The organism is Halovibrio variabilis (assembly GCF_007991175.1).
GTDB lineage: Bacteria > Pseudomonadota > Gammaproteobacteria > Pseudomonadales > Halomonadaceae > Vreelandella > Vreelandella variabilis.
The window spans coordinates 33,307-48,867 of sequence record NZ_BJXV01000020.1 but is presented as its reverse complement, the minus strand read 5'-3'; the positions used below and the strand labels follow the sequence as shown (position 1 = coordinate 48,867).

The window sequence follows — 15,561 nt, the reverse complement described above, 5'->3', positions numbered from 1 at the left end:
AGCGACAAGCGCACTAATCAAGCACGTTACCCTAACGCGACAGCAGCCGACGGTGGGCATGTATCGACATGAGAATACCGAAACCGGCTAACAAGGTCACGCTTGAGGTACCGCCATAACTCACTAACGGCAGTGGCACGCCAACGACGGGCAGGATGCCACTCACCATACCCATATTGACAAACACATAGATAAAAAACGTTAAAATAATACTGCCTGCCACCAGACGACCAAAGGTATCTTGCGCGGTACTCGCCATCCATAAGCCACGGCTGACGATTAATAAATAAACGCCTAATAGCACCAGCATACCGATGAGGCCGAACTCTTCACCGAGTACGGCAATAATAAAATCCGTATGCCGTTCAGGTAAAAACTCCAGCTGCGACTGGGTACCCTGAAGCCAACCTTTACCCCATATCCCACCACTCCCGATTGCAGTGGTCGACTGGATAATGTTCCACCCTGCCCCCAATGGATCGCTTTCGGGATTTAAAAAAGTCAACACGCGCTGACGCTGATAGTTATGCATATTCATCCAGAGCAGCGGTATACCCGCCGCCCCCAGCGCGCTGATAAACCCGATTAAGCGCCATGACAAGCCTGCTAATAACACCACGATCAGCGCGGCACTGGACACCAGCAGCGACGTACCCAAATCAGGCTGAATCGCGGTCAGCACTACGGGTACGCCAATCAGCACTAGACACACCACGATATCGCGCAGCCGTGGCGGCAATTCGCAACGATTAAGATAAGCCGCCACCATCAATGGGGCCGCGAGTTTCATCATTTCTGAAGGCTGAAAACGAATCACGCCAGGTATTTCCAACCACCGTTTCGCCCCCATCCCCACATCGCCCACCACATCAACGGCAATCAGCATGGCAACGCCTACGCCGTAGGCCAGCGGAGCCCAGCGTAAAAACGTGGAGGGCGAAAATTGGGCAATAATCACCATCACCACTATAGCAATACAAAAACGCACGCCCTGGGCAATGACCGCATCCATAGACTGACCGGACGCGCTGTACAAAACGATCAAGCCCCCGCCCATCAGCACTAACAATAAGCCAAGCAGCCAGGGGTCGAGGTGGATGCGCTCCCAAATACTTTTACGCCGCGCAATCCCGCTTTCGGGTGGACGGACAGGGTGGCCACGCATTGAACGGGCTATATAATGCCACGGCATGGTTTAGTTACCCTCCACGTTGGCATCATCTTCTTCTAACACTTCGCGTACTTCCTCTACGTCAGGCGCATCGTCTTCCAATAGCCAGGCATCCGTCATGGCTCGCGCCAAATGTGCCGCATGGGTACTACCGCCCCCGGCGTTTTCGACAATCACGGAGACGGCAATCTGGGGATCTTCCAGGGGTGCAAAGCCAATGAACAGAGCATGATCGCGCAGCCGCTCTTCTAACTCATCGGCGTTATAGCGCTGATCCTGGCCCAGTGAGAATACTTGAGCCGTGCCTGACTTCCCGCCCATACGGTATTCCAGGCCAACGCCTGTTCGCCGTGCCGTTCCTTCACTGCCACTAAGAACTTTCTCCATACCACTGAAAACGCGGTCCCACCAGCTGTCATTGGTGAGCTGGATATCGTCTAAGCTATCGGGTAAATCTTGAGCGACAGGCGTATCGCCAATTTTGTGAGCCAGCCTTGGCTTGACCCAATGACCCCGATTGGCCAGCGTCGCCGTGGCGCTAGCCAGCTGCAACGGCGTTACTTGCCAATAGCCTTGGCCAATGCCCACCGATAGCGTTTCGCCGGGATACCAAGGCTGATTGAAGCGCCCACGCTTCCAATCACGCGAGGGCATTAACGCGCCACTTTCACCCTGTACGTCGTGGGCAACGCGTTGACCAAAGCCAAAATTGCTCATTTGATCATGCAAATCATCAATGCCCAAATCATGCGCAAGGGTATAAAAATAGGTGTTATTAGATACCGCTAACGCTCGCTCTAAATCTACTCGCCCGTGCCCCCAACGCAACCAGTTGCGATAGCGGCGGGAATCGTTAGGCAATTGGTAATACCCGGGATCATTAATAGTGCTATCAGGGGTAATAACGCCCTCCACCAAACCGGCTAAAGCGAGAAAGGGCTTAATCGTAGAGCCGGGCGGATAGCGACCGCGTGTCGCGCGGTTAAACAGAGGCAGATCAAGGTCTTGCTGCAAATCGCGGTAGGAAGCAACATCAATACCCGTGACAAACTGATTACTGTCAAACCCAGGCGTCGATACCATGGCAAGGATTTCACCCGTGGCTGGCGCGATGGCCACAATAGAGCCGCGACGACCGTCAAGCAGTTCGTAAGCCAGCGTTTGCAGCGACTTGTCCAGCGTTAAGGTCAGGTTCTCCCCCGGCACCGGATCAGTGCGCCCCAGCTCGCGCAATACCCGACCGCGAGCATTGGTTTCTACTTTACGTAAACCGGCTTGGCCGTGTAACGCTTCTTCGTAGAAGCGTTCGATGCCGGTTTTACCAATAAAATGGGTGCCTGCGTAGCGGCCCGCATCCAGCGTTTTCATCTCTTCTGCATTAATACGGCCGACATAACCCAGCGTATGCGCCATGATTTCAGCATCGGGGTAGAAACGTAGCGGCTGAGCTTCTACTTCAACACCAGGCAGGCGATGACGATTGACCGCTAAGCGGGCAATTTGATCTTCGCTCAGGTCGCTCGTCAGGAGTGCCGGCTGAAAGGGGCGCTGGCGCTGGCGTGAGCGGATGTTGAAGGCCTCAATTTCTTCCTCAGGCAGTTCAAGCAGCTCGATCAATAGCGCCAGGGTTTCGTCGAGATCATCGACCCGCTCGCGCACGATGGTCAGGTTATAGGTCGGCCGGTTTTCCGCCAGCAGAACGCCGTTACGGTCGTAGATTAAACCGCGGTTAGGCGGCAATGGCTCGACGCGGACCCGGTTATTTTCCGAGCGCGTACTGTACAAATCATGCTGAACCACTTGTAAATAAACCAGGCGTCCCATCAAGAGGCTTGACAGGGTCAACACGACTAAAACAGCGAGCAGTGCTCTAACACGGAAAATACGCAGTTCTTGCTCGGAGTTCTTTAGCGTGTTGGAGCGCTTGAGCATGGCAACGATGACTCTCAAATCAAACTATCAAATCAAACAAAAGGCGCAGCAGGTCCTCAACAGCGATCGCTCACCATGTCAGTCCGCCGTTAGCGGTGATAAGGGTGTCCCACCAGCAATGTCCAAGCGCGGTAAAGCTGCTCGGCCAGCATAATACGTACCAAAGGATGAGGTAGCGTTAGCGGGGAAAGGGACCAGGACTTTTCAGCCATCGCCGAGAGCGAAGGTTCAAGCCCATCGGGACCACCGACCAGTAACACAACATCGCGACCGGTCATTCGCCAGATGTCGGCTTCCTGGGCTAACTGCTCGGTAGTCCAGGGCTTACCTTTCACTTCTAACGCCACAAGGTATTCATCACCGCGAAGCTTATCGCGAATGCGCTGTGCTTCTTGGGCACGGGCTTTGGCGATATCGGCATTTTTGCCGCGCTGACCTAACGAAATTTCTTCAATAGCGAGATTAAAATCCCGCGGGAGCCGTTTGCGGTAGGTTTCCACACCCTCTTCAACCCAGGCGGGCATTTTAGTACCGACCGCTAACAGCCGGATCTTCATGACATACTGGCCCGCTCTCGGAAGCGCTCAAGTGACGCATCAATAGCGCCTGAATCACTGGGCAGGTCGGCCCATAGCCGCTCTAAGTCGTAGAGTACGCGCGCTTCGGGCATCATCACGTGCACCACAATATCGCCAAGGTCGACTAACACCCAGTCAGCGTTATCGCCACCTTCTACCCCTAAAGGACCTAGACCGGCCGCTTTGGCTTTTTCAACCACGTTTTGGGCAATCGCTTCCACATGGCGCGTAGAGGTGCCACTGGCGATCAGCATTAGATCGGTGACCTCGGTTAATTTGGCAACATCCAACTGGGTAATGTCGCGTGCTTTCAGTTCTTCTAGCGCGTCAATCGCTAGGCTTTTCAATGTATCGATGTGCATGACTCCTAAAGACAACCTCATGGGGTAATCGGCCAATAAAGCCGGCCATTGTAACGGCTTCTTTGCTGACTGCCAGCGCTATTCGCGCTGCTGGTAAAGTCCGTGGTGCTGAATAGCCTGCTCGACCGGCGCCGGCACCAAATAGCGCACGCTTTTACCCGCGCTTATACGCTGGCGTATATGGGTTGCCGAGATCGCCATTAATGATGGCAGCGCCAGCGTTAGGTAGCCGCCAAACGGCTTTAGCATCAACGTCTCTACGCTATCGACTCTACGCTTTCCAACCAGTTCCGTTAAGGCCGCAGGTAACGAATCGCTATAGCCAGGGCGGGCAATCACCACCAGGTGGGCCAGCTCAAACAGGCGTTCGGGCTGGTGCCATTGAGCGAGCCGCAAAAAGGCGTCAAATCCAATCGCCATGACCAGGCGCGCCTGCTCTCCATACTCAGCGCGTAGCTCAGTAAGCGTATCAACGCTATAGGAAGGCCCTTCACGCTGCAGTTCGCGATCATCGGCGAGCAGCCCAGGCGTGTCACCAATACCCGCCTGCAACAACGCCAGACGCTGCTGGGCTGATACCTGAGGCCGCCCGCGGAGCGGCGGCTGCTGGGCGGGTATCATGTGCAAACGATCAAGCGCCAGCGCTTCGTGCAACTCCACCGCGCTGCGCAAATGACCCAAATGTACGGGATCGAAGGTGCCGCCCAGCATGCCGACACGCGGCGCCAGATTATTCGCCCCATGTCTCATTCGCGCACCTGACCGTCACCAAACACCACATATTTACGTGTCGTTAACCCCTCTAAACCGACCGGGCCACGGGCGTGCAGCTTATCGGTTGAAATGCCAATCTCTGCGCCTAAACCGTACTCAAAACCGTCGGCAAAGCGGGTCGAGGCGTTAACTATCACCGAACTGGAGTCGACTTCCGCCATAAAACGCCGTGCAAGCGAATAATCCTGGGTGACAATGGCGTCAGTGTGCTGAGAGCCGTAATGCTCAATATGCGCCATTGCCTCGTCAATCCCATCGACGATTTTTATCGCCAAAACCGGCGCCAAGTATTCTGCCGACCAGTCGGCCTCGGTGGCGGCCGTCGCTTGGGGCAATAGTGCCATCGTGCGCTGGCAACCCCGTAGTTCCACCTCGTGCTCCGCATAGGCGCGGGCAAGCTCTGGCAACAATAAATCAGCAACCGGCGCGTCCACCAACAAGGTTTCCATGGTATTGCAGGTGCCATAGCGCTGCGTTTTGGCATTAACCGCGATGGCTAGTGCTTTGGCCGGGTCGGCGGTGGTATCAATATAGACATGGCACACGCCGTCCAGGTGCTTGATGACCGGCACCCGTGCCTCACGGGAGATGCGCTCAATCAGCGATTTCCCCCCGCGCGGAATAATCACATCCACATACTCTGGCATGCTGATCATCTTGCCCACTGCCGCCCGATCGGTCGTCGCGACTACCTGCACACTGCCGGCGGGCAGCCCCACATCAGCGAGCCCGGCCTGTATGCAGTCGCTAATCGCCGCATTCGATTCGCTCGCTTCAGACCCGCCGCGTAATATGCAGGCGTTGCCTGATTTCAAACACAGGCTAGCGGCTTCCATGGTGACATTAGGCCGTGATTCATAAATAATCCCAATAACGCCCAGCGGTACGCGCATTTTACCCACCTGAATGCCGCTAGGCCGGTAACGCATGTCGTCAATTTCGCCTACCGGATCGGGTAAAGCGGCCACTTGGTGCAAGCCTTCAATCATGCCATCGATACGCGCATCATCCAGTGCTAAACGATCCAGTAGCGCACTTTCCAAACCGTTCTGCCGGCCGCGCTGCAAATCCTTCGCGTTGGCCGCTAAAATACTTCCTCGCGCCGCTGTAAGACGTTGCGCCATAGCGGTTAAGGCACGGTTTTTTAACCCCGAGTCGGCGCGGCGCAGCTCACTGGCGGCCCGCCGCGCCGCCTGCCCCAGGGATTGCATATAGGCGGCAACGTTACCGGCAGAAAGGTGCTGAAGGGCCTCGGCTTGGAACGGTGTTGAAACGCTCATGCGATCTCCATGCGTCGTCGCGCATACTCAGGTTTAAAATGCCCCCTTAATCAGTGCTAAGGGTAATACAGACTTTAATAGCTAACAGGGTTATCCAGCGTGCTAAGCTAAGCGTTTTTTACGGCTGGGCTTATTTGACGCCAATTCAACGTTATACTGAGGATGATTAAAGTGCTCATGTGTGCCGTGTACGTTTGTCATTCTGCGCTCGCTCACTTGCTTCGATACATCTGATGATACAGGGCGAATAGTAAGCCACCATGCAAAGCAAGTACAAAATCAGACTGCTACGCGCCAACCTTCTCGCCGCTGCCGTGGCCCTGGCGCTCTGGATACCTGACTCCCCCACCGATGCCGCTGTAGTGCTGTGGCTGGCTATTGGCTGGCTATTGATGACCGCGCTGGTACTCGATTTTAGCCATCGCCGCGCGCGAGGGCTACCGTGGCAAGTCGTGCCCGGCCTGTTGCTGGTAGGGCTAATCGCGGCCGCTCCAGAGCGGCATGGGATGTTGATCTGGGCATGGGCCGCCATGCTTATGTTGCCCCAAAACCGCTGGGCAATCGCCTTTAACCTCTGCGCGGCGCTGGTCAGTTCGGCGATGGTGGCGCCTCTGATGGACGGCCCTGCCTTTATACTGCTGCTATGTTCACTGTTAGCACTTGGCCTGCTCGCCTTAACCCGGGCTAGGCTACTGATTGATATAAACGGCTCCATTCGCCAGCGATTACGCTTGATTCCAGGCCTTAACCTGTGGCCGGGTGAGCAGCTGTTACGCGACGTTCATCGCGACCAGACCCGCTGTGAACGCGAGGGCATTCACGCTGAGGTGTTAATTCTACACGTGAAACGCCGTCAGCTTTGGCCCACGGCGCAAAAGCTGTGCGAACTCACCCACGTTTTTGAGAATGTCTATCGCCTTGACGGCACCACGCTTGCCACCTTGATGCTCTCGCGCTCGCCCAGCGAAGCCGCTCAGCGGCGCAGTCTGCTACTGGCCGACATGCCGCCTAATACCATCAGCAAACACCTGGCGTTAAGTGATATCGAACCGGCAACGCTCACCATGTCTGAAATATGCAAGCTACCAGCCGATCGAGAGCAGAATACCACATGACTGAGAACCGCACCCCAAAGCGTTTGATGACGCTCGCCTACGGCGTCAGCATCGCGCTCATGGCCAGCTATGCCATGTGGCTATATGCCATGGGGGAGTACCGCGACTTGCTGATCCCCACCTTCACGACGCTGCTATTGGTAGCGGCACTGTTGCTGCATCTCGGCCAGGGGCTAGCCGCCGAACTGCCGCGTATCATTTTACTTTGCTGTACCTATTCTGTCGTCTTGGGCGCCTTCTACTATCAGCCCCAGGTGTCGCCTATCTGGCTGGGGTTACCGATTACCGCCGCCTTTTTACTGCTCCCCCTATGGGCGGCGATTTTGATCAATATCGCGATGGGGCCCGTATGGTGGCTATCCCCAGCAGTCGCTAGCGCCCCGCCGACGATCCTTCTCAGCTATGTCGCTTTGACACTGCTACTTGCCTTACCGCGGTGGGAACACGCGCGCCGTCGCGCGTTACTGCGTGCGACCGACCCCAACGACAGCGACTGTAGTGCCTACCATATCGATACACTAAAGGAGCGCCTTAACAGTGAATACCAACGCGCCGCGATGCTTAATCAGCCGTTAGCGGTATTGGTGCTGCACTTACCCCAGCTGGATATGGCCCAGGAGCAGTTTGGCCCTCGCGCGCAATCAGCGCTATTAGCGGCTCTGTGTAGCGAAGTGAACAGCCGCTGTCGCGATCATGACGTACTGGGTCGTGCGGATAACGCCACGTTTTGGCTCGTCTTGCCGGATACCAGTGAGAGCGGTGCCCTACTGGTGCGCGAGCGCCTACAGCGAGCACTTTCACAGTGCGTGTTGGTAGAAACCGGTCAACTTGAAGCTCGCATTGCGGCTTGCATGCCGTGTCACGCTGAGAGCTTTGAGCGCTATGTAAAGCGCCTTGAAGCACGCGGTTCCGCGTTAGCCAATGCTTAGCGTTGCAACCGTTTATTTTAGCATCTGTTTTAGCAGGAGAGACATGTGCCATTCGCCGATACGTTGTCTGCACTAACGCTCTCACCCCTGCTACTACTTTGCCTGGCACTAGTGATCGCGTTAGTTGAATCCCTCGCGCTGGTGGGCTTGCTAGTACCCGGCGTCATGCTCATAACCACGGTCGCTTCGTTGGCGGGGCATCAGGATATTGGCCTAGCCTGGTTAGTCGGCGCCGCTTTTATAGGCGCTGTTTTAGGCGATGGAATCAGTTTTGCGTTGGGCTTTAAGCATCGCGAACAGGTCACACAGCGCTGGCCACTGTCCCAGCATCCCGAGTGGTTAGGTCGCGGGGCGCGATTCTTTCAGCGCTATGGCATATGGTCGGTGTTTATCGGCCGCTTTGTCGGGCCGGTACGACCCATTATTCCGTTGGTCGCTGGCATGATGCGGATGCCACCACGGACGTTTATTTGGGCCAACTTAACCTCTGCAGCGCTTTGGGCACCGGCCTATGTACTCCCCGGCTACTTGCTGGGACGCGCCTGGCAGCGGCATTTAAACCTACCGCCGGGCCTTGAAGCGGCGTTACTCACCTTAGCGGTTATCATTATTGTCCTCGCCGTCATTTTCTCCTGGGGACGCCACCAAGCCTCGCGGCATGGCAGGCTTTACCGGGCGATTGCCGGAAGCATTCGTCGCCTACCGCTGCTACGCAGGCCATGGCTCGCCATGAGCCAATCAGGGGATGTGCCGCTGGCTTCGCTGCTGCTTTTGGTCATAGCGCTGGGCAGCCTGTCAGGCTGGACACTGCTCGTGATGGCCCATCAGGGCCCGCTTGCCATCGACTTACTCGCGCAACGCCTGTTTACCTGGGCGCATAGTGATCTTGCCTACGCCGCTGGCACTCTGTTCGCTCGTATGGGCGACAGCTTAGGCATTACCGCCCTAGTACTGCCCTGGGCGATATGGCTGCTCACACGCAAACGCTGGGATGCATTACTGCACTGGAGTGGCGCCTTTAGCGGGGTGGCGCTGTGCAATATCGCAGGGAAGGCCATCTTTGCCCGCCCGCGGCCAGAAACACCCGATTACTTAATCGGCTCTTTTTCCTATCCCAGTGCGCATACGTCAACCGCCGTGGTGCTCCTGGGCCTTGCAGCGGCGTTCGTGGCGGCCGAGATGCCCCATCAACAACGTTTTTGGGCCTATTGGGTCGCCCTAGCCTTGGCGCTACCCATGGCGTTTTCGCGGCTGGTAGTGGGCGTTCACTGGTTTAGTGACTTGGTGGGCGGAGCGCTATTAGGGCTGGTGGTGTGCGCCCTGACGCTGCTTCACTGGCAACAGCAGCCGCGTCCCAGCTTGCGCCCCTGCCCCTGGCATCTGCTCAGTGTGGCATCGATAGCGCTTATCAGCGCCCGTGTCGGGCTGTTACCCCCCGTTTAGGGGTAAATTAACCAAGCGCCAACCAGAGACCAACGCCAATCATCAGCGTCCCGGCGATGCGGTTCAGCAACCGCACATTGCCACTTTTGCCAAGCACATTGCGAAGCGTTTTGCCGCCAGTGGCGTAGACCAGCATGCTGGCGAACTCGATGGTTAAAATCACCGCAATCAGCAGGCTAAGCTGGCCTGGCAAGGGGCGGCTACTGTCCAAAAAGGGCGGCAGCAGAACCATAAAAAACGCCCAGCCTTTGGGGTTAGCCACCGCCGTAACAAAGCCTTGCATGGCTAACTGCAGGGGGCTTGCCGGTGGGCCCGTATCCAGCTCACTGGGAATCGCCATACGCCCCCGTGAGCGCCACATCATAATGCCCAAATAACCCAAGTAAGCACCGCCTACCCATTTGAAGAGCACAAACAGCTCTGGCTGGCGCAGCATCAAGGCGGCCACCCCTGCGCCAGCGGCGGCGGCCACTAAGCCAACGCCCAGCAGCTCGCCGATCATCATCCACAGCGTGCGCTTAACGCCTTGGGTCATCCCCAGCACCATGGCCAGCGTCATGCACATACCAGGGGTCAGCGAAACAAACAAAAACGTTGGCACAAAAACCGAAAGTGTGGCCCACGACATCATAGCTTAGTCATCCTTAACGGCTGGAGTATTGGCAGCGTTACCAACCTCACCCCAGCGAGGCACCAGCGCATGCTCGATTCCCAGCTGGTTGAGGATCCGCGCCACGATAAAATCAATCAGGTCATCGATGCGTTGTGGGCCGTGATAAAATCCGGGTGCGGCAGGCAGGATAACGACACCCAAGCGGCTCAACGCCAGCATGTGTTCCAGGTGAATCGGTGAAAGCGGGCTTTCCCGCGGCACCAGCACCAGCGTTCGGCGCTCTTTAATCGCCACGTCAGCGGCACGCTCAATCAGGTTATTGCTGGCCCCCGTTGCCACGGCAGAAAGCGTGCCGGTAGAGCACGGGCAAACCACCATGGCAGAGGGGGCACCCGAGCCTGACGCCACCGGCGCCATCCAGTCTTCACGGCCAAAGCAGCGAATCTGACCGGGTCGCGCCCTACTGCGTTCGCTCAACGCCTCTACCAAGCGCTGGGGCTGTGCAGGTAGCGAAAAAGGGGTTTCCGTGGCAATCACCATGTGCGCCGCTTTCGAAATCATCACCCATACCTCATGACCGGCGGCGATTAGGACATCGATCAGGCGTAAACCGTATTGCGCCCCTGAGGCGCCAGTGAGCGCCACGGTAATCGGTTTTTTGAACGAGGCATCGGCTCTCTCTGTCACGCTCTGCCCTCCTTGGCTAACGCTAAAGCGGCGAGCAAACGTTCGTGTACGCCTTCAAAACCACCGTTGGACATCACCACAATGCGGTCTAGGGGTGACGCTTGAGTGACCACTGCGTTCACCAAGCGATTGATATCGCTATATAGCTGCGCCTGATCGCCTTGCGTGGCGACCAGTTCGTCCATCGACCAGTCGAGCCCGGCGGGCTGAAACCAGAACACCGCATCGGCGTCAGCCACGCTCTCAATTAACCGTTCCCGCAGGGCGCCTAAACGCATGGTGTTGGAGCGCGGCTCAATAACCGCCAAAAGGCGCCCTTTGGTTGTCGCCGCACGCAGCCCTTTCAGCGTGGCGGCAATTGCCGTGGGGTGGTGGGCAAAATCATCGATGACCTGGATGCCGTTAATTTCACCGCGCACTTCCTGGCGCCTTTTGGGCGTTTCAAAGCGCGCCAGCGCGGCACAGCCACGGGCCAAATCAACCCCGCACCGATGCGTTGCCGCCAATGCTGCCAGCGCATTGCGGGCGTTATGCTCGCCGGTCAGCGTCCACTCAACGACCCCGTCTTCATCCTGGCCGGGCTCATCACCGCTGTAAATTACCTGGAAGCGGCTGGCGTCGTCGCGCTCTAGTCTAAGCTGCCATGCGCTTGCGGCCTGGTCGCCAAAGTGCGCCACCGGCGTCCAAACGCCCTGGGCAAGTACCCGTTCAAGCGCGGGCTGCTCATCGGCGACTAACAAGTGGCCCTGACTCGGCACGGTGCGCACTAAGTGATGAAACTGGCGTTCAATAGCGGCTAGATCGGGAAAAATATCGGCGTGGTCAAACTCAAGGTTGTTGAGGATGGCAATATGCGGACGATAGTGAACAAATTTGGAGCGTTTATCGAAGAAGGCAGTGTCGTACTCATCGGCTTCGACTACAAACGGCGCTTGGGGATCGCCTAGCCGCGCCGACACGCCAAAATTACGCGGTACCCCACCGATTAAGAACCCTGGCGCCAGCCCGGCACTTTCTAACAGCCAAGCCAACACGCTCGCGGTGGTGGTTTTGCCGTGAGTACCTGCCACCGCAATCACCCGCCGACCGGGCAGTACGTGTTCCGCCAGCCACTGCGCTCCCGAGGTATACGGCAGGCCGCTATTGAGTAGCGCCTCAACCTCTTCATTGCCGCGCGACATTGCATTGCCGACAATCACAAGATCAGGCACAGGACCGGTTGCTGGCGATAGATGTTCGGCGTGGTAACCCTCCATTAAGGTAATGCCCGCCTCTACTAGCTGGACACTCATGGGCGGGTAAACATGTTGGTCAGAGCCGCTCACCTGGTGCCCTAGCTCGCGCGCCAATAGGGCCAGGCTGCCCATAAAGGTGCCGCAGATACCCATAATATGTAGATGCATGGCTCTTGCCCTTTCAGTAGCCGGTAAACTCATTCAATAAAAGCCAAAAAAATGGCGTAAAAATAGCTATCTAGCCTAGCATGTTGACGCTACTTGCTCATCACCTCAACGCTATAAGCGCTGGCAAAACGGCCCTCAAGTGACAAATTCCTTCAGTTGTTGCAGGATGCGGTCAGTGTTTATTGATTGGCCATGGTGGCCTTTTCCACTCGTCATGCTGATATCATCCCCAACATCAGCCATAGGAGCCTTACGATGCGCGTTTTAATTCGCTATTTTTTCCGTGGCCTTCGCTTGGTGCTTGCTCCGGTCATGCTGATTTCCGAGAAGCTCTCCACACCTAAATCCGTTGAGCGTACGGCTGAAGAACAGGCCAAGGTGGATCAAGCGTGCCAGAAGCTTGCGCTGTACCAATTCCGCACCTGCCCGTTTTGTATCAAAGTACGTAAAGAGATGGCGCGCTTAGGCTTAAACATTGAGCGGCGCGATGCCCAGCTCGACCCTGACCACAAACAGGCGCTGTTGGAAGGCGGCGGTAAAGTCAAAGTCCCCTGCTTGAAAATTACCCATGACGATGGGCGCGAGGAGTGGATGTACGAGTCCGATACCATTATTGCCTGGTTGCAAAAGCAGTTTGGTGAAGCAACCTCTGTTTAACAGTTGATTAATACGAGTGGCCACTGAGGCCTTATCACCAGGTCGACGTACGTCGACCTGGAGGTTTAGAACTCTACTTTTTGTGCCTCCACATCGAACGCCACGTCAATCTCAATGCCCTCTTCCTGGCTTGGTGATTCTCCCAGCTCGACTTGCAGCGCCAGCAACCCCTCTATTTTTCCAGCCACGTGAACCGTATGACTGGTACGTTCATAGTGAGTTAGTGTTACTGCAACGTCTCCGCCTTCAGAGGTGAATAGCGGCGGGGAAACAGTAGTCCCAATAGAGTGAAGTACCACCGCGCTGATCAACTGCCCTTCATTAACGGTCAGGCTAATCGAGAGCGCCTCTTCACCCTCCCACGCCTCATCATCAACGGAGCCAGTGATATCAATAGTGATATCGTCGCCTAACTCGACAAATGAGGCATTTGAGTCATCGCCATGACTTAAAATAAACCACTCGCGTCGTTCACCATCCAACGTCCCTTTTATTTCAGGGTTGGGTTGATCGGCAGGCTCAGTGGCAAAACCACTGACAGGCAGCCAAGAAGCGATTAACGCTACCCCAATTTGTTTCCACATGCGGTGTCTCCCGTCGACTTTACCAGCTCTCTAAATTGCTACTTTAGTCTAAAAACAAATACCTAATGTGCCGCTATAAGCCTTGTCATTTAGCAGACGAATGATGCCTGTCATTATTTCGATTGTATGTCGCGATAGGCATTCTCTATGTTGTTAACCTAAGCTGTAGGCGTATGTTGCAAACACAGCTTACCAGCTGACCGTGTCTGTTTTACTGGCATTTTCTACATTTTACGCGGGAGGTCGCCAGTAAAATGAACAATAAACAACGATCCAAGGGAACGAATATGACGCTCAAGAAGACCTTACTGGCTTCCGTTATCGGTGCCGTGGTGGCGGGTACGACGTTGCTGCCGATGGCCGCAAGCGCTGAAACCCTGCGCATTGGTTATTCCGCTGACCCGGAAACACTCGATCTGCATGAACAGCTCTCTGGCGGCGTGCTACGCTTCTCCCATATGGCTTTTGATCCGCTTATTCGTTGGACCAAAGATTTCGAATTTGAGCCACGCTTGGCCACCGAGTGGGAGCAGGTTGACGAAACGACTATGCGGATGACGCTGCGTGAAGGCGTTACCTTCCACTCCGGCAACGAGTTCACCGCTAAAGACGTGGTATGGACCATTGAGCGCTTAAAGGAAAGCCCTGACTACCGGGCCATTTTTGAACCGGTGGCCCGCGCCGAAGCGGTTGACGACTACACCGTTGAGATCGTCACCACCGAGCCTTACCCGCTGCTACTTAACCTGGCGACCTACATCTTTCCGATGGATAGCGAGTTCTACAGCGGTGAAACCGACGACGGCAGCGACAAAGCTGAAATCGTTAAGGCTGGAAATTCCTTTGCTTCGCGCAACGTATCCGGTACCGGTCCGTTCATCGTCACCGACCGTCGCCAGGGTGTACGGGTAGATTTTGAACGCTTTGAAGATTACTGGGATACCGAAAGCGAAGGCAACGTTTCTCGGATTGTGCTAACACCCATCGCCGAGAACGCCTCACGGGTAGCCGCACTGCTCTCGGGTGGCGTCGATTTCATTGACGCCGTTCCGCCCAACGATTTGGAGCGCGTACGTGAAGCCGATGATGTCAATCTAGTCACGGTTGACGGTACGCGCATTATTGGCTTTCAAATGAACGAAGAACGCGTCGAGGCTTTCCAGGATGCCCGCGTTCGCCAAGCGGTTGATCTAGCCATTAACCAAGAGGCCATTGCCGACCGCCTAATGCGCGGCTTCGCGAATCCAGCCGGACAGATGTCACCCAAAGGTTACTCCGGCCATAACCCGGATTTAACACCACGCTACGATATTGAGCGTGCCCAGGAGCTAATGGCCGAAGCGGGCTACGAAGACGGCTTCAGCATTGAAATGATCGCCCCGAATAACCGCTACGTGAACGATGCGCAGATTGCCCAAGCGGTATCGAACATGCTGGCCCAAATCAACATTGACGTTGACCTGCGCACCATGCCACTGGCCCAATATTGGCCTGAGTACGATACGCGTGAGTCTGATATGGCGATGATCGGCTGGCACGCCGACACCGAAGACACCGCCAACTTTTTCCAATATCTAACCTTCTGCATTGATGAAGAGACCGGTGCCGGTCAGTACAACTACGGCAGCTACTGCAACGAAGAGATCGATGCCCTGGTCACCGCGGCGGATAGCGAAACCGATCTGGAAAAACGCAATGAGATGCTGCGTGAAGCCGAAGCCATGCTCTACGAAGACGTCGGTTATATCACACTGCATTGGCAGAACCTTGCCTACGCCGCCACCGACGGGGTTAATATCGAGCCGGTGGTCAATGCCCTTGATTTCCCATACCTGGGCGATCTTGTGATTGACAGCAGCGACGACTAAACCATCCAACGCTAATCAGTAATATAGCGTTGGGCTAGTCACGTAGCGTTAGCTGTAAGACAATTAACGGCAAGCATTAGCTGCTAAGATACTTCGCTCCCTAAGTGTTTAGGGAGCGAAGCCTTTTGTCTTGCGTTTCGCATCGCTGAACACTGCACAACACTC

At 55.9% G+C, this 15,561-nt stretch carries 15 protein-coding genes; 5 read left to right on the top strand and 10 right to left on the bottom strand.

All coding sequences use genetic code 11. From position 1 onward, the window contains the following. Positions 1-31: 31 nt before the first annotated feature. From rodA to HVA01_RS15190, 6 genes are all read right to left on the bottom strand, one after another. Positions 32-1,192 (bottom strand): rod shape-determining protein RodA, encoded by a 1,161-nt coding sequence (rodA, locus tag HVA01_RS15215; protein ID WP_146876258.1) that lies wholly within the window; start codon positions 1,190-1,192, stop codon positions 32-34. Positions 1,193-1,195: 3 nt separating this feature from the next. Further along, positions 1,196-3,103 carry a penicillin-binding protein 2 gene (gene mrdA, locus HVA01_RS15210; protein WP_146876257.1) on the bottom strand — a complete coding sequence of 636 codons (1,908 nt, stop codon included), beginning with the start codon at positions 3,101-3,103 and terminating at the stop codon, positions 1,196-1,198. 89 nt (positions 3,104-3,192) lie between these two features. Further along, positions 3,193-3,660, bottom strand: a complete 468-nt coding sequence (gene rlmH / locus HVA01_RS15205; protein WP_146876256.1) for a 23S rRNA (pseudouridine(1915)-N(3))-methyltransferase RlmH — start codon at positions 3,658-3,660, stop codon at positions 3,193-3,195. Then, positions 3,657-4,043 carry a ribosome silencing factor gene (rsfS, locus tag HVA01_RS15200; protein WP_146876255.1) on the bottom strand — a complete coding sequence of 129 codons (387 nt, stop codon included), beginning with the start codon at positions 4,041-4,043 and terminating at the stop codon, positions 3,657-3,659. Before rsfS ends, rlmH begins: the two co-directional genes overlap by 4 nt. A 78-nt stretch (positions 4,044-4,121) precedes the next feature. Continuing rightward, the gene (nadD, locus tag HVA01_RS15195; RefSeq protein ID WP_146876254.1) at positions 4,122-4,793 is read right to left on the bottom strand and encodes a nicotinate-nucleotide adenylyltransferase; all 672 of its coding nucleotides are present in this window, start codon (positions 4,791-4,793) and stop codon (positions 4,122-4,124) included. Continuing rightward, the gene (locus HVA01_RS15190; protein WP_146876253.1) at positions 4,790-6,097 is read right to left on the bottom strand and encodes a glutamate-5-semialdehyde dehydrogenase; all 1,308 of its coding nucleotides are present in this window, start codon (positions 6,095-6,097) and stop codon (positions 4,790-4,792) included. Before HVA01_RS15190 ends, nadD begins: the two co-directional genes overlap by 4 nt. Before the next feature lie 260 nt (positions 6,098-6,357). On the opposite strand from HVA01_RS15190, the gene HVA01_RS15185 reads away from it, so the two are divergent. From HVA01_RS15185 to HVA01_RS15175, 3 genes are read left to right on the top strand one after another with little or no spacing between them, the layout of a single operon-like run. Next, entirely contained in the window at positions 6,358-7,212 is an 855-nt protein-coding gene (locus HVA01_RS15185) for a DUF3054 domain-containing protein (RefSeq protein WP_146876252.1), read from the top strand. Continuing rightward, positions 7,209-8,141: a diguanylate cyclase domain-containing protein gene (locus HVA01_RS15180; RefSeq protein WP_146876251.1), complete on the top strand. Its 933-nt coding sequence runs from the start codon at positions 7,209-7,211 to the stop codon at positions 8,139-8,141. Before HVA01_RS15185 ends, HVA01_RS15180 begins: the two co-directional genes overlap by 4 nt. A gap of 45 nt (positions 8,142-8,186) precedes the next feature. Then, positions 8,187-9,584: a bifunctional DedA family/phosphatase PAP2 family protein gene (locus HVA01_RS15175; protein WP_146876250.1), complete on the top strand. Its 1,398-nt coding sequence runs from the start codon at positions 8,187-8,189 to the stop codon at positions 9,582-9,584. A gap of 7 nt (positions 9,585-9,591) precedes the next feature. Here HVA01_RS15175 and HVA01_RS15170 read toward each other — a convergent pair whose 3' ends face one another. Genes HVA01_RS15170 through mpl form a run of 3 tightly spaced genes read right to left on the bottom strand, consistent with a single transcriptional unit; the run spans position 9,592 to position 12,287 of the window. Continuing rightward, positions 9,592-10,215, bottom strand: coding sequence for a LysE family translocator (locus HVA01_RS15170; RefSeq protein ID WP_174787789.1), 624 nt, complete (start codon positions 10,213-10,215; stop codon positions 9,592-9,594). A 3-nt stretch (positions 10,216-10,218) separates the two neighbouring features. Then, entirely contained in the window at positions 10,219-10,884 is a 666-nt protein-coding gene (locus HVA01_RS15165; protein ID WP_146876249.1) for a flavin prenyltransferase UbiX, read from the bottom strand. Further along, positions 10,881-12,287, bottom strand: a complete 1,407-nt coding sequence (mpl, locus tag HVA01_RS15160; protein ID WP_146876248.1) for a UDP-N-acetylmuramate:L-alanyl-gamma-D-glutamyl-meso-diaminopimelate ligase — start codon at positions 12,285-12,287, stop codon at positions 10,881-10,883. The genes HVA01_RS15165 and mpl overlap by 4 nt, the downstream gene beginning before the upstream one ends. A gap of 255 nt (positions 12,288-12,542) precedes the next feature. Here mpl and HVA01_RS15155 point away from each other — a divergent pair, with 255 nt between their 5' ends. Continuing rightward, positions 12,543-12,944 (top strand): glutaredoxin family protein, encoded by a 402-nt coding sequence (locus HVA01_RS15155; RefSeq protein ID WP_146876247.1) that lies wholly within the window; start codon positions 12,543-12,545, stop codon positions 12,942-12,944. Between the two features lie 65 nt (positions 12,945-13,009). On the opposite strand, the gene HVA01_RS15150 is transcribed toward HVA01_RS15155, so the two are convergent. Then, the gene (locus HVA01_RS15150) at positions 13,010-13,528 is read right to left on the bottom strand and encodes a hypothetical protein (protein WP_146876246.1); all 519 of its coding nucleotides are present in this window, start codon (positions 13,526-13,528) and stop codon (positions 13,010-13,012) included. A 287-nt stretch (positions 13,529-13,815) separates the two neighbouring features. Here HVA01_RS15150 and HVA01_RS15145 point away from each other — a divergent pair, with 287 nt between their 5' ends. After that, positions 13,816-15,396 carry an ABC transporter substrate-binding protein gene (locus HVA01_RS15145; RefSeq protein WP_146876245.1) on the top strand — a complete coding sequence of 527 codons (1,581 nt, stop codon included), beginning with the start codon at positions 13,816-13,818 and terminating at the stop codon, positions 15,394-15,396. Positions 15,397-15,561: the final 165 nt, after the last annotated feature.

Coding starts and splice junctions, on each gene's coding strand:
- rodA (WP_146876258.1), bottom strand. CDS start 1,192: ATGCCGTGGCATTATATAGCCCGTTCAATGCGTGGCCACCCTGTCCGT.
- mrdA (WP_146876257.1), bottom strand. CDS start 3,103: ATGCTCAAGCGCTCCAACACGCTAAAGAACTCCGAGCAAGAACTGCGT.
- rlmH (WP_146876256.1), bottom strand. CDS start 3,660: ATGAAGATCCGGCTGTTAGCGGTCGGTACTAAAATGCCCGCCTGGGTT.
- rsfS (WP_146876255.1), bottom strand. CDS start 4,043: ATGCACATCGATACATTGAAAAGCCTAGCGATTGACGCGCTAGAAGAA.
- nadD (WP_146876254.1), bottom strand. CDS start 4,793: ATGAGACATGGGGCGAATAATCTGGCGCCGCGTGTCGGCATGCTGGGC.
- HVA01_RS15190 (WP_146876253.1), bottom strand. CDS start 6,097: ATGAGCGTTTCAACACCGTTCCAAGCCGAGGCCCTTCAGCACCTTTCT.
- HVA01_RS15185 (WP_146876252.1), top strand. CDS start 6,358: ATGCAAAGCAAGTACAAAATCAGACTGCTACGCGCCAACCTTCTCGCC.
- HVA01_RS15180 (WP_146876251.1), top strand. CDS start 7,209: ATGACTGAGAACCGCACCCCAAAGCGTTTGATGACGCTCGCCTACGGC.
- HVA01_RS15170 (WP_174787789.1), bottom strand. CDS start 10,215: ATGATGTCGTGGGCCACACTTTCGGTTTTTGTGCCAACGTTTTTGTTT.
- mpl (WP_146876248.1), bottom strand. CDS start 12,287: ATGCATCTACATATTATGGGTATCTGCGGCACCTTTATGGGCAGCCTG.
- HVA01_RS15155 (WP_146876247.1), top strand. CDS start 12,543: ATGCGCGTTTTAATTCGCTATTTTTTCCGTGGCCTTCGCTTGGTGCTT.
- HVA01_RS15150 (WP_146876246.1), bottom strand. CDS start 13,528: ATGTGGAAACAAATTGGGGTAGCGTTAATCGCTTCTTGGCTGCCTGTC.
- HVA01_RS15145 (WP_146876245.1), top strand. CDS start 13,816: ATGACGCTCAAGAAGACCTTACTGGCTTCCGTTATCGGTGCCGTGGTG.